This window comes from Enterobacter cloacae complex sp. 277I4 (assembly GCF_050031465.1).
In the GTDB taxonomy this organism is placed as follows: domain Bacteria; phylum Pseudomonadota; class Gammaproteobacteria; order Enterobacterales; family Enterobacteriaceae; genus Enterobacter; species Enterobacter cloacae.
On sequence record NZ_JBLGWC010000001.1, the window covers coordinates 2,968,128 to 2,993,486 of the forward strand.

The following is a 25,359-nucleotide window of genomic DNA, read 5'->3' on the forward strand; positions in this document are numbered from 1 at the left end:
AAGGCGCGTAGCGCCCGTTAACTCCCTTGCCCTCCGCTTGACTTATTTTGCAATAAAGGTACTTTTCAGGACATGAAGAAGATCCTGATTATTGTTCCTGACGGCGGCATGTTGTTTGAAGCCGCCGGTATCGCCGACATTCTGATGCAAGCTAACCGCCTGCACCCGGGAGGCCTTGCGCAGCCCTGCTATCGCATCATCATCGCCACGACCCAGCCGCACCAGGTGATCCACGGCCAGTCCGGTCTCAATTTGCTGGCAGATTATCGCCTGCCGGAGCTGGATCCCCGTGAGCCGCTTGATACCATCATCATTACCGGGCGCGGCATGAACGAGCAGGAGAGCACCGCCGTGGTGGACTGGCTGCATCTTGCAGCCCCCCATGCGCGGCGGATCGCCTCCATATGCGGTGGTGCGATGCTGCTGGCCCAGACCGGTTTGCTTGACGGCCGTCGGGCAACCACCCACTGGCGGCTGCTGGAAACCATGCAAGCGCAGTACCCCACCATCCGTGTTGAGGGAGGGCCACTCTATATTCAGGATGGCCCTGTCTGGACCTCCGGTGGCGTGAGTTCCGGCTTTGATCTGACCCTGGCGCTGGTGGAAGACGATTATGGCTTCAGCCTCGCGCGCGACGTGGCGCAGGATATGGTGATGTATCTGCGCCGCCCGGGAGGACAGCTACAGTTCAGCCGCTATAACCTGTCGCAGTCCGGCTCCTCCGGCCCCATCAGCGAGCTGCAAACCTGGATCCTGCAAAACCTGACGGCCGATCTGTGCGTCGAAAAGCTGGCGGAAAAAGTAGCCATGAGCCCGCGCAACTTCACCCGGGTATTCACCCGCGACACGGGGGCGTCTCCGGCACGCTATGTGACCGAAGCGCGCCTTGCCGCAGCCCGACAGTTGCTTGAACAGACCGACGATCCGCTGTCCGTTATCGCCGAGAAAAGCGGATTTGGCACCAGCATCAACCTGCGTCGCGTATTTGAAAAACAGCTCCACCTCACACCCGGTGAATACCGTCAGCGTTTTCACTGCCGCAAAATGGCGTAATGTGATCCTTTTTTGTCGTTTACGCCATCCGGCCTGAAGCCTACAGTGACTCCAGACAACAGAGATAAGGAGTGCATTATGGTTAAGGTCGGCATTAACGGTTTCGGCCGTATCGGACGAAATTTCCTGCGCGCGGCGCTGGGCAATCCGGACCTGCAGATTGTGGCGATTAACGATCTGACGGACAGCAAAACCCTCGCCCATTTGCTTAAGCATGATTCCCTGCTCGGCACGCTACCGGCACCCGTTGAAGCGGCGGACGGCGCGCTGCAGGTTGACGGCCAGCGCATTACCGTCTTTAGCGAACGCGATCCGGCGAATATTCCCTGGCGCGATGCGGGCGTTGACGTGGTGATTGAAGCGACCGGTTTCTTCACCGAGCGCGAAAAAGCGCTGGTGCATATCACCCACGGTGGGGCGAAGCGCGTCATCATCTCCGCGCCGGGTAAAAATGACGATCTGACGGTGGTGATGGGCGTTAACCACGAGCAGTACGATCCGGCTAAGCATGTGGTAGTAAGCAACGGGAGTTGCACCACGAACGGCCTGGCCCCGGCTGCTCAGGTCCTGCATCAGCAGTTTGGTATTGAGCATGGCCTGATGAACACCACGCACGCTTATACCAACAGCCAGGCACTGCACGACCAGCCGGAAAAAGATCTACGCGGCGCACGTGCAGCAGCCCTGTCGATTGTGCCGTACTCCAGCGGTGCCGCGAAGGCACTGGGGAAAGTCATCCCGTCTCTGGACGGCAAGCTGACCGGCTATTCCCTGCGCGTACCGGTTCCGGTGGTCTCGATTGTGGACTTAACGGTGACGCTGAGCCGTGACGTTACGGCCGAAGAGGTGAACGATGCGTTCCGCAAAGCCGCGGCCAGCGGCCCACTGAAAGGCATTCTGGGATACAGCGATGAACCGCTGGTCTCCAGCGATTATCAGGGCGACCCGCGCTCTTCGATTATTGACGGTCTCTCCACCCTGGTGATTGGTGGTCGGATGGTGAAAATTCTGGCGTGGTATGACAACGAGTGGGGCTTCTCTAATCGCCTGGTGGACCTGGCGGTACTGATGGATAAGAAAGGGTTGTAAGGTTTAAGCCGGGTGGCGCTTGCGCTTACCCGGCTAATAATTCACTCCGCCTTAACCTTCACGCCCATCAACACAATCACCATCGCCGTTACCAGCAGGAAACCGCTTCCGGCAAAGACGCCGCTGGCGCCGTTGAGGTCAAATACCGCCCCGCCCACGGCCGCACCGGCGCTGATTGCCAGCTGGATAGAGGCCACCAGCAAACCACCTGCGCTTTCGGCTTCATCTGGCACCGTCGTGGCAAGCCAGGTTGACCAGCCCACCGGAACCAGACCAAACGCAAAGCCCCACATCGCCACCAGTAATCCATCCAGTATCGCCAGATGACCAAACGCCACCATGGTGAGTGCCAGCACGCCCATGGCGAACGGTACCAGCGCCAGCGTCAGGCGCAGATTACGCGCCAGCAGATGTCCGGCTACGGAGGTACCGATAAAGTTGGCAATCCCAAAGCCCAGCAGGATCAGCGAGATGCTCTCCACGCTTGCCTGCCCCACCGTTTCAAGGAACGGACGCAGATAGGTAAAGAAGGCAAAATGACCGCTGAAGATCAGAATGGTCGCCAGCATTCCACCGATCATTCCCGGACGACGCAGCACGCGGAACAGTGTGCCCAGGCTGCCGCTGCTCTCCGGCTTCATTGACGGCAGTACCCAGAGCTGCCACAGCAGCGCCAGCATGCTCGGCAGAATGCAGAGGATAAAGACGTTACGCCAGCCAATCAGGCTGCCAAGATAGCTGCCCAGCGGGGCCGCAACCACCGTGGCGATTGACACGCTGGAGAAGATCACCGCCAGCGCTTTCGGCACTTTATCGGCAGGCACCAGACGCATCGCCGTGGCGGTCGACATCGCCCAGAATCCCCCGATGGCAATCCCTAACAGCAGGCGTCCCATCAGCAGTACGTGCAGCGTGGGTGCAAAAGCCACCAGCAGGCTGGAGACGATTTGCAGCACCGAGAAAAACATCAGTACCCAGCGACGGTCGATACTTTTAGTCGCCGGGGTGATCAGCAATCCGGTGACCAGCGCGACCAGCGCGGTGGCGGTCACCGCCTGCCCAGCCATCCCCTCCGTTACGCCCAGGCTTGCGGCCATGGGCGTTAACAAACTGGCGGGCAGGAACTCCGCCGTGATCAAACCAAACACCCCCAGCCCCAGTGAATAGACGGCCCGCCAGGCGGGTTTTGCAGGCACAACAGCCTCTCTCGCCGCGACACATGAACTCATCTGTTGATCTCCCGTTATGAAAATGTGACAACTGTCGCAAAAGGATAGAGTGTTCACCCTGGACGATCTATGACATATAATCTCCACTTATTGATTATTCGTCCGGAGTTTTGCCATGACCGCTCAGTCCCCCGATCTGATCAGCGAGCTGTTGCGCGGAATGCGCCTGTCGGGCGTGAAATACCGCCGCATTGAAGCCAGCGCACCTTTCGGCGTGGCGTTCCACCAGGCGCCGGGCAAAGCACAGTTTCATTTTGTCAGCCGCGGCAGCGCCCTGCTGCGTATGGAGAGTGGCGCAACGTTCACCTTAAGCGGCGGCGATGCCCTTTTTATTCCGAACGGTAATGCGCACGCCCTGCTGTCTGACGAGAAGGCAACCATCACGCCGGTTAGCGCGTTTCCCAGCGAGCCTATCTGCGGCTCGGTCTGCGCCATCACCTGCGAACCCTGCCCGGACAGCGAGAACACCGTGATTTTCAGCGGATGCATGGACTTTGAACTGGGCGGAATGCAGCCGCTAATTAAAGCGATGCCGGAAGTAATGATGGTGAGCCGGTTGATGTCCACCTGGCCGGAGATCCACCCGCTGCTGGCGGCAATGGAGCGCGAATCCATGACGCGTCAGGCCGGATTCGCCGGGATCCTCGCGCGGCTGGCGGACGTGGTGGCGGCGCTAATCGTGCGGGGCTGGGTTGAAGGAGGCTGCGGAAAAGCCACCGGCTGGGTGCAGGTACTGCGTGACCCGCGTCTGAGCCGGGCCATTTACGCCATGCACCAGCAGCCGGGTCTGAACTGGAGCGTGGCGGATCTGGCAAAAGAGGCTGGCACCTCCCGCTCGGTGTTTGCGGAACGTTTTCTCGCCGCGACGGGCACCACCCCGGCGAAATACCTCAGCGAATTGAGGATGCGCCTGGCCATTCAGTACATTCGCCATGAAAATCAGCCTATTGAAACGGTCGCACTGCGCCTGGGGTACGGATCCCTTGCGGCGTTTAGCCGGGCGTTCAAGCGAATAATCGGCCATGCGCCGGGCACGCTGCGGGAGACCAGCCAGACCCCGGAAGAGGCCTGACTGGCGCAGGACATCAGAAGTAGTATTTGAAGCGCACGCGCCCGCCATAGCGATCGTCGTTACGGCCATCGCCATCATTCGGATGTGCTTCAACCCAGGAGGCATACGCACCAAGATAGATATTGAAATTCTTCATCTTCATGACGTTCGGGATCAGGTACGACGCATGAATAGTGTGAATATCATAATCACCGGGATCGGTCACCCAGCAGTCGCCATCACAATCCGCATTAAAGTTGGCGGTGTTGAAATTATCGATCTGGTTATGCGCGTAGATATAGCCCAGCTCAACATTGCGCCATAAGGCATTCACGCCCGCGGTGAAATCCGTCTCGTCGGTAGCATCCATGTAGGCGGTATTCAGGTTCGCCACGATACCGTCATCCGGATCGGTTTTTTGCCCGTTCCAGGTCATGGTAAAGCCATAGCCGGTGCGGTCAGACTGGTCGACCCATCTTCCGGACGCATCGTGGTAGCCGTAGGCATTGTTGACGAGGTTGCTCTCCATCGCGATGGCGGTCGAGAAGTTTCCTTCCTGCCAGGCAATCACCGGGCGGACGTAGGCGACGTTTTTATCGTTATCCAGGTCCATGCCATGATACTGCTGGTCAACAAACAGCGAGCTGCCGTCTTCCAGCAGCGTGTTAACCTCGAGATACCAGTTACCCAGGGTTTTACTCAGCAGGAAGTTACCGCCGCTGTCGCTACGCCCCCGCCCCTCTTTCATCATATAGATATAGCCGTAACCATCGCCGTAGAGATCGTTAGCGGTGTTGCCGGAATATTCAACGAAGGTATCCTGGTTTAGCGGGAACATGTCATAGGCTTCAAAGCGGCCAACTTTTACCTTCCAGTCGTTTTCCGTGCCAAAGAAGAAGACCGCGTCATCCAGGTTCATTTTGCCCGTTAAATCTGCAAGCGGCTGTACGGAGAAACCGGCAAAATTGCCGTTTTCCATTCGCTTATAACCGTCAAACCCCAGCAGCAAACGCCCGTTAATATCCCAGCGTTCATGGTTACCGGGTGCCCAGTCTTTATTGGCTGTCGTTTTCATGGACGTTAAACTGCCGGTCTTGCTGGCCGCATCCATATTAAATTCAACGTCACCATAAAATTTAATATCACCGTAGCCGGATAACGTAAGCTTAGGTGCCGTTTGCGCTGTCGCAGGCTCTGTGGATTCAACCACCACAGGATTTGCAGCTACCACGGTTTGCTGCTGTTGCTCCAGAACCTGAATTTGTGCTTCTGCCTTTGCTGCCCTTGTTTCGGCCTTTTCGAGGCGCGCCTCCAGTTGCGCCAGTTTATCTTCCAGACGTTGGGTATCATTTGCTGCCATTGCTGCGGTAGAACAAAACGCACTGACGAGCAGTGCAAGGTATTTCACTTTCATCGACTCCATCCTCGTGAGTTAATCATTATTTCCTGACGGACACAGAGAACCTCACCGATAATTCAAATGAATTATCGGCTTACTGCTTCAACTATTAAGAGTTAGCGAATTCGCCTTTGTTTAAATCACTCACCACGCCATTCATGACGTTTTCAGTTAATTTATAAAATTTGATCGAGAATGCGGTGAGTAAATAAAAGAGTGAAGGGATTAACGTGAACAATAAAATAACGCCCTGAATGGCGGATTCTGACTGTACGGTACTGTTCGACTGGTAATTAAACCAGGCCAGCACCCAACCCAGAATGGCACCACCGACGGCGACACCCAACTTAATCACGAAAATATTGGCCGCAACATTCATACCTGTAATACGACGTTGGGTTTTCCATTCACCGTAATTATTTGCATCAGTGATCATTGACCACTGCAACGCGCCGTTACCGCCCTGGACAATCTGAATGAGCACATGGGCAATCAGTGGAATGACCCAGAACTCCAGCGGCAGCCAGAAGCAGGCCACGCCTAACGCAGCGTTGAGAATATTGATCCAGAACGAGAGTTTAACCTTGCAAAAACGGGTACCGAACGGCTGCGCCAGAACCGAACCAAACATCGAGGCCAGCATCCCGCCCAGCATAAAGAACGAGATGACGTCAGCCCCCTTGTTGAGAACAGTGTTCACGTAATAGACCACTGCGCCACCGCGGATCACCACCGCCACCAGCATCATAAAGTTGTAGATCGAGAGAATGCGCCACTGATCGTTACGAAAGAGGATTTTAACGTCCCGGGCGATGTTCAGATTCTCCTCTTTGATCGGCTGGACGCGCTCTTTGGTGGTAACAAAACAAATGATAAACATCACGCAGCCGATTGCGCCAAAAAGCGCCATCGCCACCTGGATACCGGTCGCCCTGTCGCCGGGGTAGAGATAGTCCGCCAGGGGCAGAATCAGCGCGGTGCCGAGCGCCCCGCCAATTGGCGTAATGGCAAAGCGCCAGGACTGCAACGAGAGGTTTTCACGCGGATCGGACGTCAGCGCCGCCCCCAAAGAACAATACGGGATATTTATGGCTGTATACATCAGGGTCATAAATATATACGCGCCAACGGCATAATAAATTTTCCCGGTTTCAGTAAAATCAGGTATGGAATATACCAGCACGCAGCTCACCGCAAAAGGAACGCATATCGCCAGCAGCCAGGGACGAAAACGTCCCCAGCGTGTGGATGTTGCATCGGCAATCGCTCCCATAACGGGGTCGGTAATGGCATCTAATAAGCGGACCAAAAGAAACATGGTTCCCATTACGGCCGGGGGTAAGCCATAAATATCCGTATAGTAATACGCCAGAATGGCGACCGAGGAGTCAAAAACAATATGACTCGCGGCATCTCCAAGGCTGTAGCCTATTTTTTCCCGGACCGGAATTTTTTCACTCATTGACATCACGTTACTCCTTATTGATGAAACCGGTTTCTGCTTTGGCAATAATTTCGCCTGAGCGCAACGAGGCGATCCATTATGTTTTTTCACCATGAAGTTATGTTTTTTGCTTTATGTGATCGGGATAATTAAAAGAAAGCCTTTATCCGGAAAATTATGCGTAACGGATCGCAATTTATTTTCTCGCCTACAGCCATTCACAATATCAATATTTCAGCCGCGCCACCGGGGCATTAAACGCAACGGTAAATTGTCTGGATTTGTGCAAAGTGCGATGTTCGACACGCGAAGCGCGGAATATTCGACTAAGGTTTTCTGGTGAATGATTACAGCGTGACCGCTGCTCAGCGAAATAAGGAGAAGCACCGATGATAACACCTCAAAAGCTGCGCCCTCGCCTCTTACCTCTGGTTCTGGGCAGTGCGCTGCTCGCGGTTGCCGCGACAGGCAACGCGGAAGAGATGAACTCTGGCCAGACAAATTCACCGGATATCTTGCTCGGCCCTCTTTTCAACGATGTCCAGAGCGCCAAACTCTTCCCCGATCAAAAAACCTTTGCCGATGCCGTACCGAAAAGCGATCCCCTGACGATCCTGGCCGACTACCGCATGCAGCGTCGTCAGTCCGGGTTTGATTTACGCCATTTTGTTGATATGAACTTCACGCTTCCCGCAGAAGGGGAAAAATATGTTCCTCCTGCGGGGCAGAGCCTGCGTGAGCATATTGACGGGCTGTGGCCTGTGCTAACGCGTACCACTGATAAAGCCAGTAACAAATGGGATTCACTCTTGCCCTTACCGAAATCCTACGTTGTGCCGGGCGGACGTTTCCGCGAGGTCTACTACTGGGACAGCTATTTCACCATGTTAGGGCTGGCGGAAAGCGGCCACTGGGACAAAATCAGCGATATGGTGGACAACTTTGCCTACGAACTGGATACATGGGGGCACATTCCGAACGGCAACCGCAGTTACTATCTGAGCCGCTCCCAGCCGCCATTTTTCTCGCTGATGGTGGAACTGCTGGCCACGCACGACAGCGAGGCGCTGAAGAAATACCGTCCGCAGATGGAAAAGGAGTACGCCTACTGGATGGAGGGCGCAGATGCGCTGCAGGCCGGAGAGGCCAACAAACGCGTGGTGAAGCTGGAGGATGGCTCGCTGCTTAACCGCTACTGGGATGACCGCGACACGCCGCGTCCGGAGTCGTGGCTTGACGATATCACCACCGCCAAAAGCAACCCTAACCGCCCGGCAACCGAAATCTACCGCGATTTGCGCTCTGCGGCGGCCTCAGGCTGGGACTTCAGTTCCCGCTGGATGGACGATCCGCAAAAGCTGGGCACCATCCGCACCACCAGTATTGTGCCGGTGGATCTGAACGCCCTGATGTTCAAGATGGAAAAACTGCTCGCCCGGGCAAGCCTGGAGAGCGGCGATGCCGCCAGCGCGAGCAAATATGAAGCCCTGGCCACGGCGCGCCAGAAGGCGATGGAGAAGTATCTGTGGAACGATAAAGAGGGATGGTATGCGGATTACGACCTGAAGAGTAAGAAGGTGCGTAATCAGCTCACGGCTGCAGCCCTCTTCCCGCTGTATGTGAAGGCCGCGGCACAGGATCGCGCGGATAAAGTGGCTGCAGCGACGTCCTCACGTCTGCTGAAACCGGGCGGCATCACCACCACCACCGTGAACAGCGGCCAGCAGTGGGATGCCCCCAATGGCTGGGCGCCACTGCAGTGGGTAGCCACAGAAGGGTTGCAGAATTATGGACAGGACAAGGTCGCGATGGATGTCACCTGGCGCTTCCTGAAAAATGTTCAGCATACCTACGATCGCGAGCAGAAACTGGTGGAGAAATATGATGTCTCCTCCACCGGTACGGGCGGCGGCGGCGGTGAGTATCCGCTACAGGATGGATTCGGCTGGAGCAACGGCGTGACGCTGAAGATGCTGGATCTGGTCTGTCCGAAAGAGAAACCGTGTGACAGCGTGCCGCAGAATCAGCCTGCGGCGAATGATGAGGCTGCGCCGGTGAAAAGTACAGCGCAGTAAGTGAACAATGCCGGGGGGCGCTAACGCCTACCCGGCCTGCATTCCCTGCGGGAGAGGGAAACGATAATCAGAAGCTGTAGCTCGCCCCCAACTGATACGTCCGGTCACGCCCAATCCAGCAGTTTGTCGCGTCGTAGCAGGTCAGCGTCTCTTTGTTGGTGATGTTTTGCGCGCTGGCTTTCAGCGTCAATCCCTCCAGCGACGGCAGGATTTCCCCCATACGATAGGAGGCCGCCAGATCGTACTGCATGGTGCCGCCCAGTTTGCCCGCATCGTTGTTCGGTGAAATTTCCATGGGTCCGGTGTAGCGCGCCCCTGCCCCCAGCATCAGCCCTCTCAGCGGCGTGTTGTCAAAGGTGTAATCCCCCCACAGGTTGAACGCGTTCTCCGGCACCTGCGTTGGCCGTTTGCCCTGGTATTTGTCATCTTCGGTATTGATCAGATGGGTGTAGGCATAGTTGGCAATCAGGGTCACGTTATCTGCTGGGCGGCTGACGATTGAGAGCTCAGCCCCTTTAGATTCCACTTCTCCGGTCTGGCTGTAATTCAGGAAGCCCGGATCGGAGGTGACGACATTTTTCTGACGGATATTAAATACCGAGGCGGTAAAGGTTGTGGCGTAATCCGCCAGCAGGTATTTCACCCCGCCTTCCACCTGCTTGCTGGTGGTTGGCTTCACCTCTTTAGCCGTGAGCGTTCCCTGCGGCGACACCGGGGCAAACCCTTCGGAGTAGCTGATGAACGGTGACAGCCCATTCTCAAACGCGTAAAGCGCGCCCAGGCGTTTGGTCACGCGGTCCTGCGAGACCCACGCCTTGTCGCCATTCTGCATATAATTGGTGGTTACCGAGCGGTAATCGTCATAACGCAGGCTGGCCAGCAGATTTAAACCGCCAAACTCCACCTGATCCTGCAGGTAATAGCCGTTTTGCTGATAGCTCAGACGATTTTTTTGCCCCGTATACAACCCGAGATCGCGTTCATTGATCTGCGAATAGTCAGGATTTCGCATATCGATGCCAGGCGTTGTTGAGGCATAACGGTAGTAGAAGTGAGAGTCCATCTTTTGATAGTCAAACCCGGCCAACAGGTGGTGTTTCCACTCTCCCAGCGCCACGGTTTTGGTTACCTGATTATCGATGTTGAAGCTCTTCAGATCTTCATCCGTGGTGTAAGCAAACCGGTTAAGCTGGTAGACCGCGCTCCCCGTCCCCGTGGCATAAACGCTGCGCTGGTGGGTGTCGACATCAAAGTACCGTGCTTTCTGGTTAAAGCCCCAGCCACTGTCAAACTCATGTTCAAAGCTGTAGCCCAGCATCCACTGACGCTGTTTGAAACCGCTCCACTCATCCCCGGCATAATCCCGGCGGTCGGCATATTTCGAGCGCAGATAAGCAAGCGGCAACGGGTTGGATGGAGACAGGCTCGGGGAGTTTTGCGCCAGTGCATCAACCGTAAGACGCGTTTTGCTGTCCGGCTCCCAGGTCACGGACGGGGCAACCAGATAATTTTCATAGCGCGTGGTATGGGGCTGATCGTCATTTTCCGTGGCTTTGCCCAGCAGTCGGTAGTTCCAGTCGCTGTCGGCAATTTGTCCGGTCGAGTCGAGATAACCCTCCTTCAGATTGCGATTGCCGGTGTTGAAACCCAACTCGGTATGGGCGGTTTTTTGTGGCTTTTTACCCTGAATATTTACCAGCCCCCCCGGGGAGCCACCGCCGTAGAGCACAGAAGATGGCCCTTTGAGGATATCAACGCTTTCAATCAGCAGTGGATCGATGCGCGCTTTGGTATTTCCGGTGACGTTATACGGCAGTTGCAGTCCGTTGTAGAACTCCTGGTCAACGGAAAAACCACGGATTTTATATTCGCTCATGTAGGTGGTATTGCCACGCAGCTCTGTCGAAACGCCCGGAACATAGCGCAGGATTTCGTTCACGGAGTTGGCATGGCGTTGCGCGATCTGCTGCGCAGAGACGGTATCGATCACCTGCGGCGTTTTACTTTCGGCAACGGCCGATTTGGTTGCGCTGTTTGTCCATGCGGGGAGAACGCTGCCCTGCTCAGAGCCGGTGACAAGAATGGTGGATTCTTCAGCAAATGCCTGTGCCTGTAATGCCAGCGTCACGGCTCCTGCCAACGCGCATACTGCAAAACGTGAGGTGTTCATAATGTCGTCTTGTGATTATATGTAACTAGGAACGACAATTATTATCATTTCGATTAGCAAATCAATATCACGACAAAAAAAACGGCCCTGTCGCGAGAGCCGTTTTGTGTCATCTATGCCCGTCGGAGCAACCTGAATATGCCCAGGACAACAATGGCGCCCACCACAGCCACAAGGAAACTGTGCAGGTCGAATCCATTGATGTCGCCCCCAAAGCCAAACATGGTCGCCAGCCAGCCGCCGACAACCGCACCAACAACCCCAAGAACACAGGTCAATATAAAGCCGCCGCCATCATTTCCCGGCATGATGAGTTTAGCGATAGCCCCGGCAATAAGACCAAAGATGATCCACGCGATAATACCCATAGCGATGCCCTCTTGCAGGTTTAACGCATGCGCAGAAAACCTTCCGCGCAGGTAACGTAAGTATAGGTCATCACGGTAAAACCGATTTCATCTCACCGACTTAACTTCTCTGTACTGCGAAAAAAACTCACCGGTTTGTATTAAGTTTCGTTTCACGCTGCCGATAACGCAGAGACAGTCTGTCATTTATCAAGGAGCCATCCGGCGTGAGTAATTACAGTGAGCAGTTCCTGAAGCAAAATCCGCTGGCTGTATTAGGGGTATTGCGCGACCTGCAAAAAGGCGAGGTGCCGCTGCGCATCAGCTGGTCAAACAATCAATTCATCAGCAAGATCCTGGATGCTTCTGCAGAGAGGCTGGTCATTGACCTGGGCAGCCAGGAGCATGAAAACCGCGCCGCGCTGCGGGCGGAGAAAATCTCGGTGATGGCAGAAACGCACGGCGCAAAAGTGGAGTTTGTCCTGCCGCGCCTGGAGTTGAGCGAATACGGTGGTCTTCCGGCGTTTGTCACCCCGCTGCCGGCCAACCTCTGGTTTGTTCAGCGCCGTGAATATTTTCGTATCAGTGCCCCGCTTCATCCTGCCTATTTTGGTAAGGCCAAAATGCCGGACAAAAAAGAGATCCGCTTTCGCCTTTTTGACCTCTCCCTGGGCGGCATGGGTGCGCTGATGGATACGCCAAAGCCTGACGGACTGGTAGAAGGCATGCGATTTACCCAAATCGAACTGGATATGAGAGGCTGGGGGCGTTTTTACTTTGATGCGCAGTTGATCGCCATCAGCGAGCGTAAGGTGGTCGACAGCAAAAATGAAACGATCGTCACGCCGCGTCTGAGCTTCCGCTTCCTGAACGTCGGGCCGGGCGCAGAGCGTGAACTGCAGCGGATTATCTATTCTCTGGAGCGAGAGGCGCGGGAGCGGGCGAATAAAGTGTTGTGACAGGAGCCGGGCAGCACACAGGCCGCCCGACAACGGCATTACATGGCATCCATCGCTTTCTGAACTTTCCAGATATAACGCGGAGCCTGTGGTGCCGGATGATTTTTCACCACGTGTTCAAAGAACTCGTCTTTGTCCATGTCGTTGATCTCTTCTATCGCCTCTTTACGGTCCGATGAGAACGTCCTGAGCAGCGCACCCGCGCCGTTCACGTAAGAGACCACCAGCGCATACTGCATCACTTCAGGATCCTCGATTCCCTTCAGCACGCCGTGTTCCAGAATGCTCAAATAGGCCGTGCCCATGGAGATGTTGCGTTCCGGGTTTTTCAGCTCGCTGGTTGACGGCTGACCACGCCAGCCCATATAGCGGTAGACCTCTCTCCCTGCGGTTGAGGCCTTAAGCTGCATCAGCCCCACGGCGTTAGATTTGCTGACAAGCGTTGGGTTACCGCCGGATTCCACGGCAATGATCGCCGTGATCAGTCGCGGGCTGACGCCCCAGGCCTTGCCTGCCTGTTCACTGATCGGCATCCACTGCATGGCCCGTTTTACAGGCACTTCCGGGTTCCATGCCGGGTTTTGATAGTCATGTTTTGAACTACAGCCAGCCAGCAACACAATCAAAAAAGCAAACCATCTCAATTTCACGTCATCTATCCTTATAGCCGGTCATCGCCCTTGAAGCAGGCAACGTATAAGCGGCATGATATAGACAATTAGATTCTCATTCAGCAAGGAATTGCCATGTCTCAGTTTCATCTTATCGCGCCGTCCGGGTACTGCATCAACCAGGAGGCGGCACAGCGGGGCGTTGAGCGCTTACTGGAACTCGGTTACCCGGTAGAAAATCAGACAATTATCCCCCGCCGCCAGCAGCGTTTTGCCGGTACGGAAGCGCAAAGGCTGAATGATATCAACAGCCTGGTGAACCTGCAGGGTGAGAACAATATCGTGCTGGCGGTGCGCGGCGGCTATGGTGCGAGCCGGTTGCTGGAGAGTATTGACTGGCAAGGGCTGGCAAAGCGTCAGCAGCAGGATCCGCTGCTTATCTGCGGCCACAGCGACTTTACCGTAATCCAGCTCGGGCTGCTCGCGCTGCATAACGTGGTGACCTTCAGCGGCCCGATGCTGGCCGGTAATTTCGGGGCACCCGAGCTTGACCCATTTACGGTGGAACACTTCTGGCGCGCCCTGAAAAACCCGACCTACAGCGTTGAGTGGCAGGGCAACGGGCCGCACTGGTCGTGTGAAGGACAACTCTGGGGCGGAAATCTGGCAATGCTGGTGTCGCTCATTGGAACGCCATGGCTGCCGCAAATTGACGGCGGCATTCTGGTGCTGGAAGATATCAATGAACATCCGTTCCGCGTCGAGCGCATGTTATTGCAGCTGTATTACGCCGGTATTCTGGAACGTCAATCCGCGGTTATTCTTGGCAGTTTTACCGGTGCCGCACCGAATGACTATGACGCAGGATACTCGCTGGAAACGATGGTCGATTTCATCCGCTCACGCCTTGATATTCCTGTTATTACCGGGCTGGACTTCGGCCACGAGCAGCAAACCGTCACCCTGGCGTTAGGCGCGCAGGCCATCCTGAAGCATGATGAAACGGGCAGTCGGTTAACGATTGGGGGTCATCCGGTCTTAAAGGCATAAAAAAGCCGTTAATCCCCCTCAATAAACCGCTGTTTCCGTCGTTAATATGTTAGGGTTTTAGTAACAGCATTAACATTGAGGTGGGAGTAAGACAACATTGGATGCCACAGCGATAATCAGTCTTTTCATTCTGGGTTCTGTGCTCGTAACCTGTAGTATTTTATTAAGTTCATTTTCATCGCGTCTCGGCATACCTATTCTTGTTATTTTCCTTGCCATCGGCATGCTGGCGGGTGTCGATGGTATCGGCGGTATTCCTTTCGATAACTACCCTTTCGCTTACATGATCAGTAACCTTGCGCTGGCGGTGATCCTGCTCGACGGCGGGATGCGCACCCAGGCGAGCTCATTTCGCGTGGCGCTGGGGCCTGCCCTGTCGCTGGCGACGGTCGGGGTGTTAATTACCTCCGGTCTGACCGGCATGATGGCGGCGTGGCTGTTCCATCTCGATCTGATGGAAGGTTTACTGATTGGCGCGATTGTCGGCTCAACCGACGCGGCGGCGGTGTTTTCCCTGCTGGGGGGCAAAGGGTTGAACGAACGCGTCGGCTCCACGCTTGAGATTGAATCCGGCAGTAACGATCCGATGGCGGTATTTCTCACCATCACGCTGATAGAGATGATCCAGCAGCATGAAACAGGCTTAAGCTGGATGTTTGTCCTGCATATCCTGCAGCAGTTCGGCCTGGGGATTGCGCTCGGCCTGGCCGGGGGTTACCTGCTTCAGCAGACGATCAACCGGATATCGCTGCCTTCGGGGCTCTACCCGCTGCTTGCCCTGAGCGGCGGCATTCTGATTTTTGCCGTCACCACTGCGCTGAACGGCAGCGGGATCCTCGCGGTTTATCTTTGCGGCTTCCTGCTGGGCAATCGCCCTATTCGCAACCGTCACGCCATTTTGCAGAACTTCGACGGGCTGGCCTGGCTGGCGCAAATCGGGATGTTCCTCGTGCTGGGCCTGCTGGTGACGCCGTCAGACCTGTTGCCGATTGCCGTTCCGGCGCTGATTTTATCGGCGTGGATGATCTTCTTCGCCCGTCCCCTGTCGGTGTTTGCCGGTCTGCTGCCGTTTCGCGGCTTCAACCTGCGCGAACGCATCTTTATCAGCTGGGTGGGGCTGCGCGGCGCGGTGCCGATTATCCTGGCCGTCTTCCCGATGATGGCCGGTCTGGACAACGCGCGGCTGTTCTTTAACGTCGCCTTCTTCGTGGTGCTGATCTCGCTGCTGTTCCAGGGAACCTCGCTCGGGTGGGCGGCGAAAAAAGCCAAAGTGGTGGTTCCTCCTGTGGGCTGGCCGGTTTCCCGCGTGGGGCTGGATATTCACCCGGAAAACCCGTGGGAACAATTTGTTTACCAACTCAGCGCCGATAAATGGTGCGTGGGGGCATCGCTGCGCGATTTGCACATGCCTGCGGAAACGCGAATTGCCGCCCTGTTCCGCGATAATGTCCTGCTGCACCCAACCGGCAGCACCCGGCTACGCGAAGGCGATATTCTGTGTGTGATTGGCCGCGAGCGGGACCTGCCCGCCCTGGGTAAACTGTTCAGCCAGTCGCCTCCGGTGGCGCTGGATCAGCGTTTCTTCGGCGATTTTATTCTGGAAGCCAGCGCCAGGTTTGCGGATGTGGCCCTGATTTATGGGCTGGATGAAGGTGCTGAAGGCGACGATAACCAGCAAACGCTGGGCGAAATCATCCAGCAGCGCCTTGGTGCGGCCCCGGTTGTGGGTGACCAGGTGGAGTTTGCCGGGATGATCTGGACCGTAGCAGAGAAAGAAGATAACGCAGTGCGGAAAGTCGGTTTGCGGCCGATGGAAGAGGACGTGGAGTAGTGGTTTTTTGCCGGGTGGCGCTAACGCTTACCCGGCACACAGACACGTTACACCGTCACAACCGGCACTCTTGGGGCTAGCGCGCACATCAGTTCATACCCTACCGTCCCCGCCGCGGCAGCCACGTCATCAATTTTGACTTCGTTACCCCACAGCTCGACCGGGGAACCAATGCCCGCCTGCGGACATGGCGTGAGATCAACGGCCAGCATATCCATGGAGACGGTGCCCACCGTTCCCGTACGCACCCCGTCTACCCAGACTGGCGTGCCGCTCGGCGCGATACGCGGGTAGCCGTCAGCATAACCGCCCGCCACAATACCAATCCGTTGCTCGCCTGTCGCCCGGTAACGGCTGCCATAGCCCACCGTGTCGCCGGCCTTCAGCGTCTGCACACCGATGATTTCGCTGCGCAGGGTCATCACCGGCTTAAGGCCACTGTTGGCGATATCCTGCCACTGGCCTGAGGGAGAGGCGCCATAAAGGACAATGCCAGGACGCACCCAGTTATAATGCGCCTCAGGATGCCACAGCGTGGCCGCTGAGTTGGAGAGCGAACGTGGGCAATCCAGCCCTTCTGCCGCCTGCTCAATGCGCACCATCGCATCGGCAATACCGTCCGGTTTTTCCGCATCGGCAAAATGCGCCATCAGCGTCATTTCGCCCACGTTCTTCAGGGCGCGCAGCTGTTGCCATACCGTATGGACCCGCTCAGGCTGGAAGCCCAGGCGGTTCATACCGCTATTCACCTTGAGATAAATATCCAGCGGTGCATGCAGTTTTGCATCCTGAATCGCTTTAATTTGCCAGTTGCTGTGAACGCTGGTGGTCAGCCGGTACTTATCCAGCAGCGGCAGATCGTCGGCGTGGAAGAACCCCTCAAGCAACAGAATGGGCCCTTTCCAGCCGCGCTCGCGCAGCAGAATGGCCTCTTCCAGATTCAGTAACGCAAAACCGTCGGTGGCGCTGAGCGCACTCCAGATACGATCGATACCGTGGCCGTAGGCATTGGCTTTCACCACCGACCAGACGCGTGAACCTGGCGCCGCCCGGCGAACAATTTGCAGATTATCCTTCAGGGCCTGCAAATCGAGCTGAGCCAGAACAGGACGGGACATGACAACTCCTTAGTTATGCGCGCCGTGCAGGTGCTGTGGACGCGAAGGGGTAAACCCCGATTGATAGCGTGCGGCACTTAAATCGTCAAACGGAATTGCCGGCGTGCGCCCGGATATCAAATCGCTAAGCAGCTGGCCAGAGCCGCAGGCCATTGTCCAGCCAAGCGTACCGTGGCCGGTATTGGTCCACAGGTTTTTGAACGGCGTACGGCCAACAATTGGCGTGCCGTCTGGCGTCATTGGACGCAGCCCGGTCCAGAAGGTTGCCTGCTCGACAAAACCGCCACGCGGGAACAGGTCGCCCACCACCATCTCCAGCGTTTCACGGCGCGGCTTCAGCAGCTCGGTGTTAAAGCCGACAATCTCCGCCATCCCGCCAACGCGGATGCGGTTATCAAAGCGGGTAATGGCGATTTTGTAGGTTTCATCCAGAATGGTGGAAACTGGCGCACCGCTATCCTCTTTTACCGGAATGGTCAGGGAGTAGCCCTTCAGCGGGTAAACCGGAATGTCGAGAATGCCCTTCAGCATCGCGGTGGAATAGGAGCCAAACGCCATGACGTAGGCATCCGCTTTAATGACTTCATCGCCACACTTCACGCCGTAGATACTGCCGCCTTCAGACAGCATTTTGTCGACCGCGGTATTAAAGCGGAATTTTACTCCCGCCTGCTCGCACATCTGCGCGAGACGCTGCGTAAACAGCTGGCAGTCGCCAGTTTCATCATTCGGCAAACGCAGGCCGCCCGTCAGCTTGTGCGACACTTCTGCCAGCGCCGGTTCAACCTGCCCAAGCTGGCTGGCTTCGAGCAGTTGATACGGTACGCCCGCATCTTCCAGCACGGCAATATCACGGGTGGCGTTTTCATACTGTTGCGCCGTGCGGAACAGTTGCAGCGTGCCGCCCTGGCTACCTTCGTACTCAATACCGGTGGAGGCGCGCAGTGCTTTCAGGCAGTCACGGCTGTATTCCGCCAGACGCACCATCCGACCTTTGTTTTCCATGTAGTGCCGGGTGTCGCAGTTGCGCAGCATCTGCCACATCCACTTCAGCTGGAACTGTGTGCCGTCGAGGCTGATGGCCAGGGGCGCATGGCGCTGGAACATCCACTTAATTGCCTTCAGCGGAACGCCGGGTGCCGCCCACGGCGCGGCATAGCCCGGAGAGATCTGTCCGGCGTTCGCCGCACTGGTTTCCAGCGCAGGCCCTGACTCACGATCGATAACGGTCACGTCATGTCCCGCCTGACTTAAATACCAGGCGCTGGTTACGCCAACGACACCACTTCCCAGTATGACAACACGCATAGCCACTCCATATGTGCAAAAGAACAATCTTCTAATTACAGATTGATAACCTAGTTGAAAATATTATTCAACATACGACTTTTTTATGGTGACTTACCTCACACATCCCCCACCATCAGGGGATGAGGCGAATTTGGGATCTCCTGCTGCGCGTTATTTTTAACCAGTATAAAATTCTGTGAAGAACGCTTTTTTTGCCGCATCAAAAACGGGAAATCGCAAAGAAAAAATTTCTGCTCCAGCACGCTTTTTAACACGGTGATCTATGCTTATCAGGAGGCTCTCCAGACAGAGAGAGCTCCCACAACGAGGGCGCGCTAATGGCTACTATTGATTCCCTGAATAAGGACAGCACACGTCTGAGCGATGGACCCGACTGGACCTTCGAGTTGCTGGATGTCTATCTCGCCGAAATCGACCGGGTGGCAAAACTGTATCGTCTGGATACTTATCCCCATCAGATTGAAGTCATTACGTCCGAGCAGATGATGGACGCCTACTCCAGCGTCGGGATGCCGATCAATTATCCGCACTGGTCGTTTGGTAAAAAATTCATTGAAACGGAGCGCTTATATAAGCACGGCCAGCAGGGGCTGGCGTATGAGATCGTGATCAACTCCAATCCGTGTATCGCCTACCTGATGGAAGAGAACACCATTACCATGCAGGCGCTGGTGATGGCGCATGCCTGCTACGGGCATAACTCGTTCTTCAAGAATAACTACCTGTTCCGCAGCTGGACGGATGCCAGCTCGATTGTCGATTACCTGATCTTCGCGCGTAAGTACATTACCGACTGCGAAGAGCGCTACGGCGTGGACGAAGTGGAGAAACTGCTCGACTCCTGTCACGCGCTGATGAACTACGGCGTTGATCGTTACAAACGTCCACAGAAAATCTCCCTCCAGGAGGAGAAAGCGCGGCAGAAAAGCCGCGAAGAGTATCTGCAAAGCCAGGTGAATATGCTGTGGCGCACCCTGCCGAAACGTGAAGAAGAGAAAGCGGTTGCCGAAGCGCGTCGCTACCCGTCTGAGCCGCAGGAAAACCTGCTCTATTTTATGGAGAAAAACGCGCCGCTGCTGGAGCCGTGGCAGCGTGAGATCCTGCGCATCGTGCGTAAGGTCAGCCAGTATTTCTATCCGCAGAAACAGACCCAGGTGATGAACGAAGGCTGGGCCACCTTCTGGCATTACACCATCCTTAACCATCTATACGACGAAGGGAAAGTCACCGAGCGGTTCATGATGGAGTTCCTGCACAGCCATACAAACGTGGTGTTCCAGCCGCCTTACAACAGCCCGTGGTATAGCGGCATTAACCCGTACGCACTCGGCTTTGCGATGTTCCAGGACATTAAACGCATCTGCCAGTCGCCAACGGAAGAAGATAAATACTGGTTCCCGGATATCGCCGGCTCTGACTGGCTGGAAACGCTGCATTTCGCGATGCGTGACTTTAAGGATGAGAGCTTCATCAGCCAGTTTATGTCGCCGAAGATCATGCGTGATTTCCGCTTCTTCACCGTGCTGGATGACGACCGCAATAACTACCTGGAGATTTCGGCGATCCATAACGAGGAAGGTTACCGAGAGATCCGCTCTCGCCTCTCCTCCCAGTACAACCTGAGCAACCTTGAACCCAACATTCAGGTATGGAACGTGGATTTACGCGGCGATCGCTCCCTGACGCTGCGCTATATTCCGCACAACCGGGCGCCGCTGGATAAAGGACGCAAAGAGGTGCTGAAGCATGTGCATCGCCTGTGGGGCTTTGATGTGCTACTGGAGCAGCAGAATGAAGATGGCAGCGTGGAGCTGCTGGATCGTTGCCCGGCGCGGTTGAATACGTTGTAATGGTTTTTGCCGGGTTTTGTAGGCCCGGTAAGCGAAGCGCCACCGGGCGAAAAAAACCTCTCACTTGAGAGGTTTTTTATTTCAGCGGCCCTGAATGGCTAAATCACCCGGCAGAGTTTTCTGCATCCGGTGCCAGATTTCACCGGAATCGTGGCCGTAGCGGCGCACCGTTTCATACACCTGATCGTGCAGGCCTTCAGTACAGAGCTTGCTGAGCTTATGGTAGAAGCCCAGCGCCAGGCTGCGCGCCTCAGGGTTGGCAAAGTAGTGGCGACCGATACGGGTATACAGCCCTTTCATGCCGTTCAGGATCAGACCGTACACCGGGTTACCGGAGGCAAACGCCAGTCCGCGGAAAACGTTGTAATCGAGCGTGGCAAAGGCATCCGCGTGATCTTCCACTTCGTTCGCGCTGGCAAGCACCTGCAGCGCGTCTTCCGGATGCTGACGAAAAGCGGTACGAATAAAGATTGTCGCAATGTTGGTACGCACCGAGAGCAGATTATCAATCAGCTGTGGCACGCTTTCGTGATCGAGGCGCGCCAGCGTTTCAAGAATGTTCAGCCCGGAAGTTTCCCAGAAGTTGTTTACTTTCGTTGGCTTACCGTGCTGGATCGTCAACCAGCCATCGCGCGCCAGTCGCTGGAGCACTTCACGCAGCGTGGTGCGAGTGACGCCAATCAGTTCAGAGAGTTCGCGTTCAGCCGGAAGAATGGATCCCGCAGGGAAGCGATTATTCCAGATGCTTTCAATGATGTACTCTTCCGCGAAACCCGCCGGGCTCTGCGCCTTAATGACCATAGTGAGATTTCCATTACACAGCTTTTGCAAATTGCACTCATCATACCAGAGGCATGCTGTGGCAGGTAGCGCGTGAAAGAGAGAAAAGAGGGATCGCTGTTTTATTTTCGTGAAATTTACAATACACGCTTATCCGCCTCCGCCACGCATTTTTTGCGTATACTGATGTTTTGTTTTACCTGACGGGGAAGGACGTCTGTTGTGGAAATTTCTTTTGGGCGCGCGCTGTGGCGCAATTTTTTAGGCCAGTCTCCTGACTGGTACAAACTGATACTTCTGGTTTTCCTGGTTGTTAATCCCATTATTTTTAGTATCGCTCCGTTCGTCGCCGGGTGGCTGCTGGTGGCGGAGTTTATCTTCACCCTGGCCGTGGCGCTGAAATGTTATCCCCTGCTGCCGGGTGGTTTGCTGGCTTTTGAAGCCGTGGTTATCGGTATGACGAGCGCAGAACATGTCAAAGCCGAGCTGGCATCCAACCTTGAAGTGCTTCTGCTGCTGATCTTCATGGTGGCCGGTATCTACTTTATGAAACAGCTGCTGCTGTTTATCTTCACCCGCCTGTTGCTTAGCATTCCGTCTAAAACGATGCTGTCGCTGGCGTTCTGCCTTGCTGCCGCATTCCTTTCGGCCTTCCTGGATGCACTAACCGTCGTGGCGGTGGTCATCAGCGTTGCCGTCGGGTTTTACGGCATTTATCACCGCGTGGCATCGTCCCGTCCGGGCGAGGATTTGCAGGACGACAGCCACGTCGAGGCGCATAACCGTGAGGTGCTGGAACAGTTCCGCGCGTTTCTGCGCAGCCTGATGATGCACGCGGGCGTCGGTACCGCATTAGGTGGCGTGATGACCATGGTAGGTGAGCCGCAAAACCTGATCATCGCCAAAGCGGCTGAGTGGCATTTTGGCGAGTTTTTCCTGCGCATGGCACCGGTCAGCCTGCCCGTGTTCGTCTGCGGGTTAGCGACCTGTATCCTGGTCGAGAAATTCAACGTTTTCGGCTACGGTGCGCAGTTGCCTGAGCCAGTTCGCAAAGAGCTGCATAAATTTGACGAGCAGAACCGTACGCAGCGCACGCGCCAGGAGACGCTGCGTCTGATTGCGCAGGGGATCATCGGTATCTGGCTTATCGTCGCGCTGGCTTTCCATCTTGCCGAAGTCGGGCTGATTGGTCTTTCGGTTATTATTCTTGCGACGACCTTTAGCGGGGTAACGGATGAACATGCTATCGGTAAAGCCTTTACCGAAGCCCTGCCGTTTACCGCGCTGCTGGCGGTCTTCTTTGCGGTGGTGGCGGTGATTATCGACCAACACCTGTTCGCCCCGATTATTACTTTTGTACTGCAGGCGGCGCCCGACGCGCAACTGTCGCTCTTCTATCTCTTCAACGGCCTGCTGTCGTCCATCTCCGATAACGTTTTTGTCGGCACGGTCTACATCAATGAAGCCAAAGCGGCGATGGAAGAAGGCATTATCAACGCCGGGCAGTTCGAGCTGCTGGCGGTTGCCATTAATACCGGCACCAATCTGCCGTCGGTGGCGACGCCAAACGGACAGGCCGCTTTCCTGTTCCTGCTGACCTCGGCCCTCGCGCCACTCATACGTCTTTCTTATGGAAAGATGGTCTGGATGGCGCTGCCCTATACGCTGGTGCTCACCATTGTGGGATTGCTTTGCGTCAAAATTACCCTCATTCCCTGTACGCAATGGCTGATACAAGCGGGTATACTTGCGGCGCATTAAAATTCGTTTACACTGCGCTTTCTAAGCATGTTCCAGGGAAATGATTATGTTGAGATTTTTAAACCAGTGCTCCCGCGGTCGCGGAGCATGGTTGTTAATGGCCCTGACCGCCTTTGCGCTGGAAATGGTCGCGCTGTGGTTCCAGCATGTGATGGGACTCAAACCCTGCGTGCTCTGTATCTACGAGCGCTGCGCGCTGTTTGGCGTCATGGGCGCGGGTCTGTTGGGTGCGATTGCACCTAAAACACCGCTCCGTTACGTCGCTATCGCGGTCTGGCTGTACAGCGCCTGGAAAGGGATTGAGCTTTCCTGGCAGCACACCATGATGCAACTGCACCCGTCGCCGTTCATGACCTGTGATTTCGCTGCCCGCTTCCCGAGCTGGTTGCCGCTGGATAAATGGCTGCCGCAGGTGTTTGTCGCTTCCGGTGACTGCTCTGTACGTCAGTGGGAATTCCTGTCGCTGGAGATGCCGCAGTGGCTGGTGGGCATTTTTGTGGCCTACTTCGTCGTGGCGCTGCTGGTGCTGATTGCTCAGCCGTTTAAGCCGAAGAAGCGCGATCTGTTCGGAAGGTAAAAGCAAAACGGCAACGATAGTTGCCGTTTTTAGTTTTTGCGCCCTCTCCCGTGGGAGAAGGTTGGGGTGAGGGCATCAGGCCGCACCCCAATAAAAACCCGCCTCGGCGGGTTTTTATTTATCACCGGGTCGGGTGATTCATAATGTGGTCTTCCCAGTCCCGCACCTCGGACTCTTTCACCGCGATGTGACGCACAGAGATACGCTCGCCGTGCATGGCCGCTTTAGAGCCGGTCAGCAAGGGGTGCCATGTCGGCAGATCCTTCCCTTCCGCCAGCAGGCGATACGCGCAGGTATGCGGCAGCCATTCAAACGTCGGCAGGTTCTCACGGGTGAGTTTAATGCAGTCCGGCTCGAACTCGAAGCGGCGCTCGTAGTTGCGGCACTGGCAGGTTTTGATGTTTAACTGCTTACAGGCAACGTTGGTGAAATAGATTTCATCAGTGTCTTCATCCATGAGCTTATGCAGGCAGCACTGCCCGCAGCCGTCACATAACGACTCCCACTCCACGTCAGTCATTTCGTCGAGAGTTTTGCGTTGCCAGAAAGGGATGTCGTTCATCAGGATGTCCACACGTCAAAAGAAAGCGCACCTTATAACGAGTCTGGCACGTTGATGCAAGTTTTGCCGCCCTGAGGGGCGGCAAAATGCGTTTACAGCACGCGGGTTTTCAGTGACAGGCCGTTAAAGCTCACGTCCAGTTCGTCTCCACCGTTAAGAGGTCCGACACCTTCTGGCGTACCGGTCAGGATCACATCACCCGGCTTAAGGGTAAAGAAGCGGCTCATATAGGCAATCAGCGGCACGATCTTATGGATCATATCTGCCGTGGTGCCCTGCTGGCGGATCTCACCGTTCACTTTCAGGCTGAGGGACGTGTTCTGTGGATCGCCGGTAAATTCGCCGACCGGAACAAAACCCGAGATCGGGCAGGCATTATCAAAGCCTTTGGCTTTTTCCCACGGCTGCCCTGCTTTCTTCAGCTTGCCCTGTACCTCACGCAGCGTCAGATCCAGCGCCACGCCGTAACCGGCAATAGCTTTTTGCACATGCTCTTCGGAGGCCTGGCGTAGCGTCGCGCCAATCAGCACCGCCAGCTCCACTTCATGATGCACTGAACCCAGTCCCTGCGGCAGTGCCAGCGGCTGGCGGATATCGCAAAGCGCGGTTTCCGGCTTAATGAACAGCACCGGCTCTTCTGGCGTCGCGCTGCCCATTTCCTGAATGTGTTTGGCATAATTGCTGCCCACGCAAACCACTTTGCTGACGGGATAATCCAGTAATGCACCTTGCCAGTTATGATGTTGATACATGGTCGACCCCTAAACGGTTGATGTGTTATGCCCGAAAACAGGTGAGGCTATTTTTTACCGGTCGCCTCAAGATGCTGTTTTAATAAATTCTCGGGAGGTGGCGGAAGCTGTAAATAATAGCCTTGCTCCGTTAAGGCCGTTTTAACTTTTTCCAGATCGGCGTTAACCAGTTTCTTACGACCGTCGAGCGGCAGCAGCATCGCCAGCTGAGGTCGGCCAAAGCTCTTCATTAATTCTTCTGGCACGCGGGAAAAATCGTCTTTCTTTTCGACATAAAGATAGGTCTGGTCGCGGCTTGTACTTCTGTAGATCACACAAAACATGTTTTTACTCTGAATTC

22 protein-coding genes are annotated in these 25,359 nt (G+C 55.5%); 10 read left to right on the top strand and 12 right to left on the bottom strand.

Annotation, left to right across the window (positions count from 1 at the left end):
- Positions 1-72 precede the first annotated feature (72 nt).
- Both ACQG19_RS14395 and gap read left to right on the top strand, forming a co-directional pair.
- A complete protein-coding gene (locus ACQG19_RS14395) occupies positions 73-1,053 on the top strand; it encodes a GlxA family transcriptional regulator (protein WP_020690861.1) in 981 nt (326 codons plus the stop codon).
- A gap of 78 nt (positions 1,054-1,131) precedes the next feature.
- Positions 1,132-2,142 carry a type I glyceraldehyde-3-phosphate dehydrogenase gene (gene gap / locus ACQG19_RS14400; protein ID WP_020690860.1) on the top strand — a complete coding sequence of 337 codons (1,011 nt, stop codon included), beginning with the start codon at positions 1,132-1,134 and terminating at the stop codon, positions 2,140-2,142.
- Positions 2,143-2,183: 41 nt separating this feature from the next.
- Here the strand turns inward: gap and ACQG19_RS14405 are convergent, their stop codons facing one another.
- Positions 2,184-3,371: an MFS transporter gene (locus ACQG19_RS14405; protein ID WP_013096167.1), complete on the bottom strand. Its 1,188-nt coding sequence runs from the start codon at positions 3,369-3,371 to the stop codon at positions 2,184-2,186.
- Between the two features lie 115 nt (positions 3,372-3,486).
- On the opposite strand from ACQG19_RS14405, the gene ACQG19_RS14410 reads away from it, so the two are divergent.
- Complete coding sequence (locus ACQG19_RS14410) at positions 3,487-4,443, top strand: AraC family transcriptional regulator (protein WP_013096166.1); 957 nt, start codon at positions 3,487-3,489, stop codon at positions 4,441-4,443.
- Between the two features lie 13 nt (positions 4,444-4,456).
- On the opposite strand, the gene ACQG19_RS14415 is transcribed toward ACQG19_RS14410, so the two are convergent.
- Together ACQG19_RS14415 and ACQG19_RS14420 are read right to left on the bottom strand one after the other, a co-directional pair.
- Positions 4,457-5,836 carry a carbohydrate porin gene (locus tag ACQG19_RS14415; protein ID WP_214553094.1) on the bottom strand — a complete coding sequence of 460 codons (1,380 nt, stop codon included), beginning with the start codon at positions 5,834-5,836 and terminating at the stop codon, positions 4,457-4,459.
- A 94-nt stretch (positions 5,837-5,930) separates the two neighbouring features.
- Positions 5,931-7,289, bottom strand: coding sequence for a glycoside-pentoside-hexuronide (GPH):cation symporter (locus tag ACQG19_RS14420; protein WP_246932656.1), 1,359 nt, complete (start codon positions 7,287-7,289; stop codon positions 5,931-5,933).
- A 365-nt stretch (positions 7,290-7,654) separates the two neighbouring features.
- Between ACQG19_RS14420 and ACQG19_RS14425 the strand changes: the two genes are divergently transcribed.
- Entirely contained in the window at positions 7,655-9,340 is a 1,686-nt protein-coding gene (locus ACQG19_RS14425) for an alpha,alpha-trehalase (protein WP_246932658.1), read from the top strand.
- Between the two features lie 67 nt (positions 9,341-9,407).
- On the opposite strand, the gene ACQG19_RS14430 is transcribed toward ACQG19_RS14425, so the two are convergent.
- Together ACQG19_RS14430 and ACQG19_RS14435 are read right to left on the bottom strand one after the other, a co-directional pair.
- On the bottom strand, positions 9,408-11,510 hold the full coding sequence (locus ACQG19_RS14430; RefSeq protein WP_205919158.1) for a TonB-dependent siderophore receptor: 2,103 nt from the start codon (positions 11,508-11,510) through the stop codon (positions 9,408-9,410).
- Between the two features lie 113 nt (positions 11,511-11,623).
- A complete protein-coding gene (locus tag ACQG19_RS14435; RefSeq protein ID WP_426725927.1) occupies positions 11,624-11,878 on the bottom strand; it encodes a GlsB/YeaQ/YmgE family stress response membrane protein in 255 nt (84 codons plus the stop codon).
- Positions 11,879-12,084: 206 nt separating this feature from the next.
- On the opposite strand from ACQG19_RS14435, the gene ycgR reads away from it, so the two are divergent.
- Entirely contained in the window at positions 12,085-12,816 is a 732-nt protein-coding gene (gene ycgR, locus ACQG19_RS14440; protein ID WP_246932660.1) for a flagellar brake protein YcgR, read from the top strand.
- Between the two features lie 38 nt (positions 12,817-12,854).
- Here the strand turns inward: ycgR and emtA are convergent, their stop codons facing one another.
- Complete coding sequence (emtA, locus tag ACQG19_RS14445) at positions 12,855-13,466, bottom strand: membrane-bound lytic murein transglycosylase EmtA (RefSeq protein ID WP_023621731.1); 612 nt, start codon at positions 13,464-13,466, stop codon at positions 12,855-12,857.
- A 96-nt stretch (positions 13,467-13,562) separates the two neighbouring features.
- Between emtA and ldcA the strand changes: the two genes are divergently transcribed.
- A complete protein-coding gene (gene ldcA / locus ACQG19_RS14450; protein ID WP_013096158.1) occupies positions 13,563-14,477 on the top strand; it encodes a muramoyltetrapeptide carboxypeptidase in 915 nt (304 codons plus the stop codon).
- A gap of 97 nt (positions 14,478-14,574) precedes the next feature.
- The gene (locus ACQG19_RS14455; RefSeq protein WP_246932662.1) at positions 14,575-16,308 is read left to right on the top strand and encodes a potassium/proton antiporter; all 1,734 of its coding nucleotides are present in this window, start codon (positions 14,575-14,577) and stop codon (positions 16,306-16,308) included.
- 47 nt (positions 16,309-16,355) lie between these two features.
- Here the strand turns inward: ACQG19_RS14455 and dadX are convergent, their stop codons facing one another.
- Positions 16,356-17,426, bottom strand: a complete 1,071-nt coding sequence (dadX, locus tag ACQG19_RS14460) for a catabolic alanine racemase DadX (protein ID WP_013096156.1) — start codon at positions 17,424-17,426, stop codon at positions 16,356-16,358.
- A gap of 9 nt (positions 17,427-17,435) precedes the next feature.
- Positions 17,436-18,734 (bottom strand): D-amino acid dehydrogenase, encoded by a 1,299-nt coding sequence (locus ACQG19_RS14465; RefSeq protein WP_246932664.1) that lies wholly within the window; start codon positions 18,732-18,734, stop codon positions 17,436-17,438.
- A gap of 320 nt (positions 18,735-19,054) precedes the next feature.
- Between ACQG19_RS14465 and ACQG19_RS14470 the strand changes: the two genes are divergently transcribed.
- Positions 19,055-20,587, top strand: a complete 1,533-nt coding sequence (locus ACQG19_RS14470) for a SpoVR family protein (protein ID WP_149896324.1) — start codon at positions 19,055-19,057, stop codon at positions 20,585-20,587.
- Between the two features lie 81 nt (positions 20,588-20,668).
- On the opposite strand, the gene fadR is transcribed toward ACQG19_RS14470, so the two are convergent.
- Positions 20,669-21,388 (bottom strand): fatty acid metabolism transcriptional regulator FadR, encoded by a 720-nt coding sequence (gene fadR / locus ACQG19_RS14475; protein ID WP_013096152.1) that lies wholly within the window; start codon positions 21,386-21,388, stop codon positions 20,669-20,671.
- A 201-nt stretch (positions 21,389-21,589) separates the two neighbouring features.
- Between fadR and nhaB the strand changes: the two genes are divergently transcribed.
- Positions 21,590-23,128 (top strand): Na(+)/H(+) antiporter NhaB, encoded by a 1,539-nt coding sequence (nhaB, locus tag ACQG19_RS14480; protein WP_246932666.1) that lies wholly within the window; start codon positions 21,590-21,592, stop codon positions 23,126-23,128.
- A 46-nt stretch (positions 23,129-23,174) separates the two neighbouring features.
- Positions 23,175-23,705: a disulfide bond formation protein DsbB gene (dsbB, locus tag ACQG19_RS14485; RefSeq protein WP_028028084.1), complete on the top strand. Its 531-nt coding sequence runs from the start codon at positions 23,175-23,177 to the stop codon at positions 23,703-23,705.
- A 121-nt stretch (positions 23,706-23,826) separates the two neighbouring features.
- On the opposite strand, the gene ACQG19_RS14490 is transcribed toward dsbB, so the two are convergent.
- The 3 genes from ACQG19_RS14490 to ACQG19_RS14500 form a co-directional block, all read right to left on the bottom strand.
- Positions 23,827-24,267, bottom strand: a complete 441-nt coding sequence (locus ACQG19_RS14490) for a YcgN family cysteine cluster protein (RefSeq protein WP_014832353.1) — start codon at positions 24,265-24,267, stop codon at positions 23,827-23,829.
- 92 nt (positions 24,268-24,359) lie between these two features.
- Positions 24,360-25,019, bottom strand: coding sequence for a fumarylacetoacetate hydrolase family protein (locus ACQG19_RS14495; protein WP_038984664.1), 660 nt, complete (start codon positions 25,017-25,019; stop codon positions 24,360-24,362).
- Positions 25,020-25,066: 47 nt separating this feature from the next.
- On the bottom strand, positions 25,067-25,342 hold the full coding sequence (locus ACQG19_RS14500; protein WP_013096146.1) for a YcgL domain-containing protein: 276 nt from the start codon (positions 25,340-25,342) through the stop codon (positions 25,067-25,069).
- Positions 25,343-25,359: the final 17 nt, after the last annotated feature.

Coding starts and splice junctions, on each gene's coding strand:
- ACQG19_RS14430 (WP_205919158.1), bottom strand. CDS start 11,510: ATGAACACCTCACGTTTTGCAGTATGCGCGTTGGCAGGAGCCGTGACG.
- ACQG19_RS14395 (WP_020690861.1), top strand. CDS start 73: ATGAAGAAGATCCTGATTATTGTTCCTGACGGCGGCATGTTGTTTGAA.
- dadX (WP_013096156.1), bottom strand. CDS start 17,426: ATGTCCCGTCCTGTTCTGGCTCAGCTCGATTTGCAGGCCCTGAAGGAT.
- ACQG19_RS14470 (WP_149896324.1), top strand. CDS start 19,055: ATGGCTACTATTGATTCCCTGAATAAGGACAGCACACGTCTGAGCGAT.
- dsbB (WP_028028084.1), top strand. CDS start 23,175: ATGTTGAGATTTTTAAACCAGTGCTCCCGCGGTCGCGGAGCATGGTTG.
- ACQG19_RS14425 (WP_246932658.1), top strand. CDS start 7,655: ATGATAACACCTCAAAAGCTGCGCCCTCGCCTCTTACCTCTGGTTCTG.
- ACQG19_RS14495 (WP_038984664.1), bottom strand. CDS start 25,019: ATGTATCAACATCATAACTGGCAAGGTGCATTACTGGATTATCCCGTC.
- ldcA (WP_013096158.1), top strand. CDS start 13,563: ATGTCTCAGTTTCATCTTATCGCGCCGTCCGGGTACTGCATCAACCAG.
- ACQG19_RS14435 (WP_426725927.1), bottom strand. CDS start 11,878: ATGGGTATTATCGCGTGGATCATCTTTGGTCTTATTGCCGGGGCTATC.
- ACQG19_RS14405 (WP_013096167.1), bottom strand. CDS start 3,371: ATGAGTTCATGTGTCGCGGCGAGAGAGGCTGTTGTGCCTGCAAAACCC.
- ACQG19_RS14490 (WP_014832353.1), bottom strand. CDS start 24,267: ATGAACGACATCCCTTTCTGGCAACGCAAAACTCTCGACGAAATGACT.
- ACQG19_RS14420 (WP_246932656.1), bottom strand. CDS start 7,289: ATGTCAATGAGTGAAAAAATTCCGGTCCGGGAAAAAATAGGCTACAGC.
- fadR (WP_013096152.1), bottom strand. CDS start 21,388: ATGGTCATTAAGGCGCAGAGCCCGGCGGGTTTCGCGGAAGAGTACATC.
- ACQG19_RS14465 (WP_246932664.1), bottom strand. CDS start 18,734: ATGCGTGTTGTCATACTGGGAAGTGGTGTCGTTGGCGTAACCAGCGCC.
- gap (WP_020690860.1), top strand. CDS start 1,132: ATGGTTAAGGTCGGCATTAACGGTTTCGGCCGTATCGGACGAAATTTC.
- ACQG19_RS14500 (WP_013096146.1), bottom strand. CDS start 25,342: ATGTTTTGTGTGATCTACAGAAGTACAAGCCGCGACCAGACCTATCTT.
- ACQG19_RS14415 (WP_214553094.1), bottom strand. CDS start 5,836: ATGAAAGTGAAATACCTTGCACTGCTCGTCAGTGCGTTTTGTTCTACC.
- ACQG19_RS14410 (WP_013096166.1), top strand. CDS start 3,487: ATGACCGCTCAGTCCCCCGATCTGATCAGCGAGCTGTTGCGCGGAATG.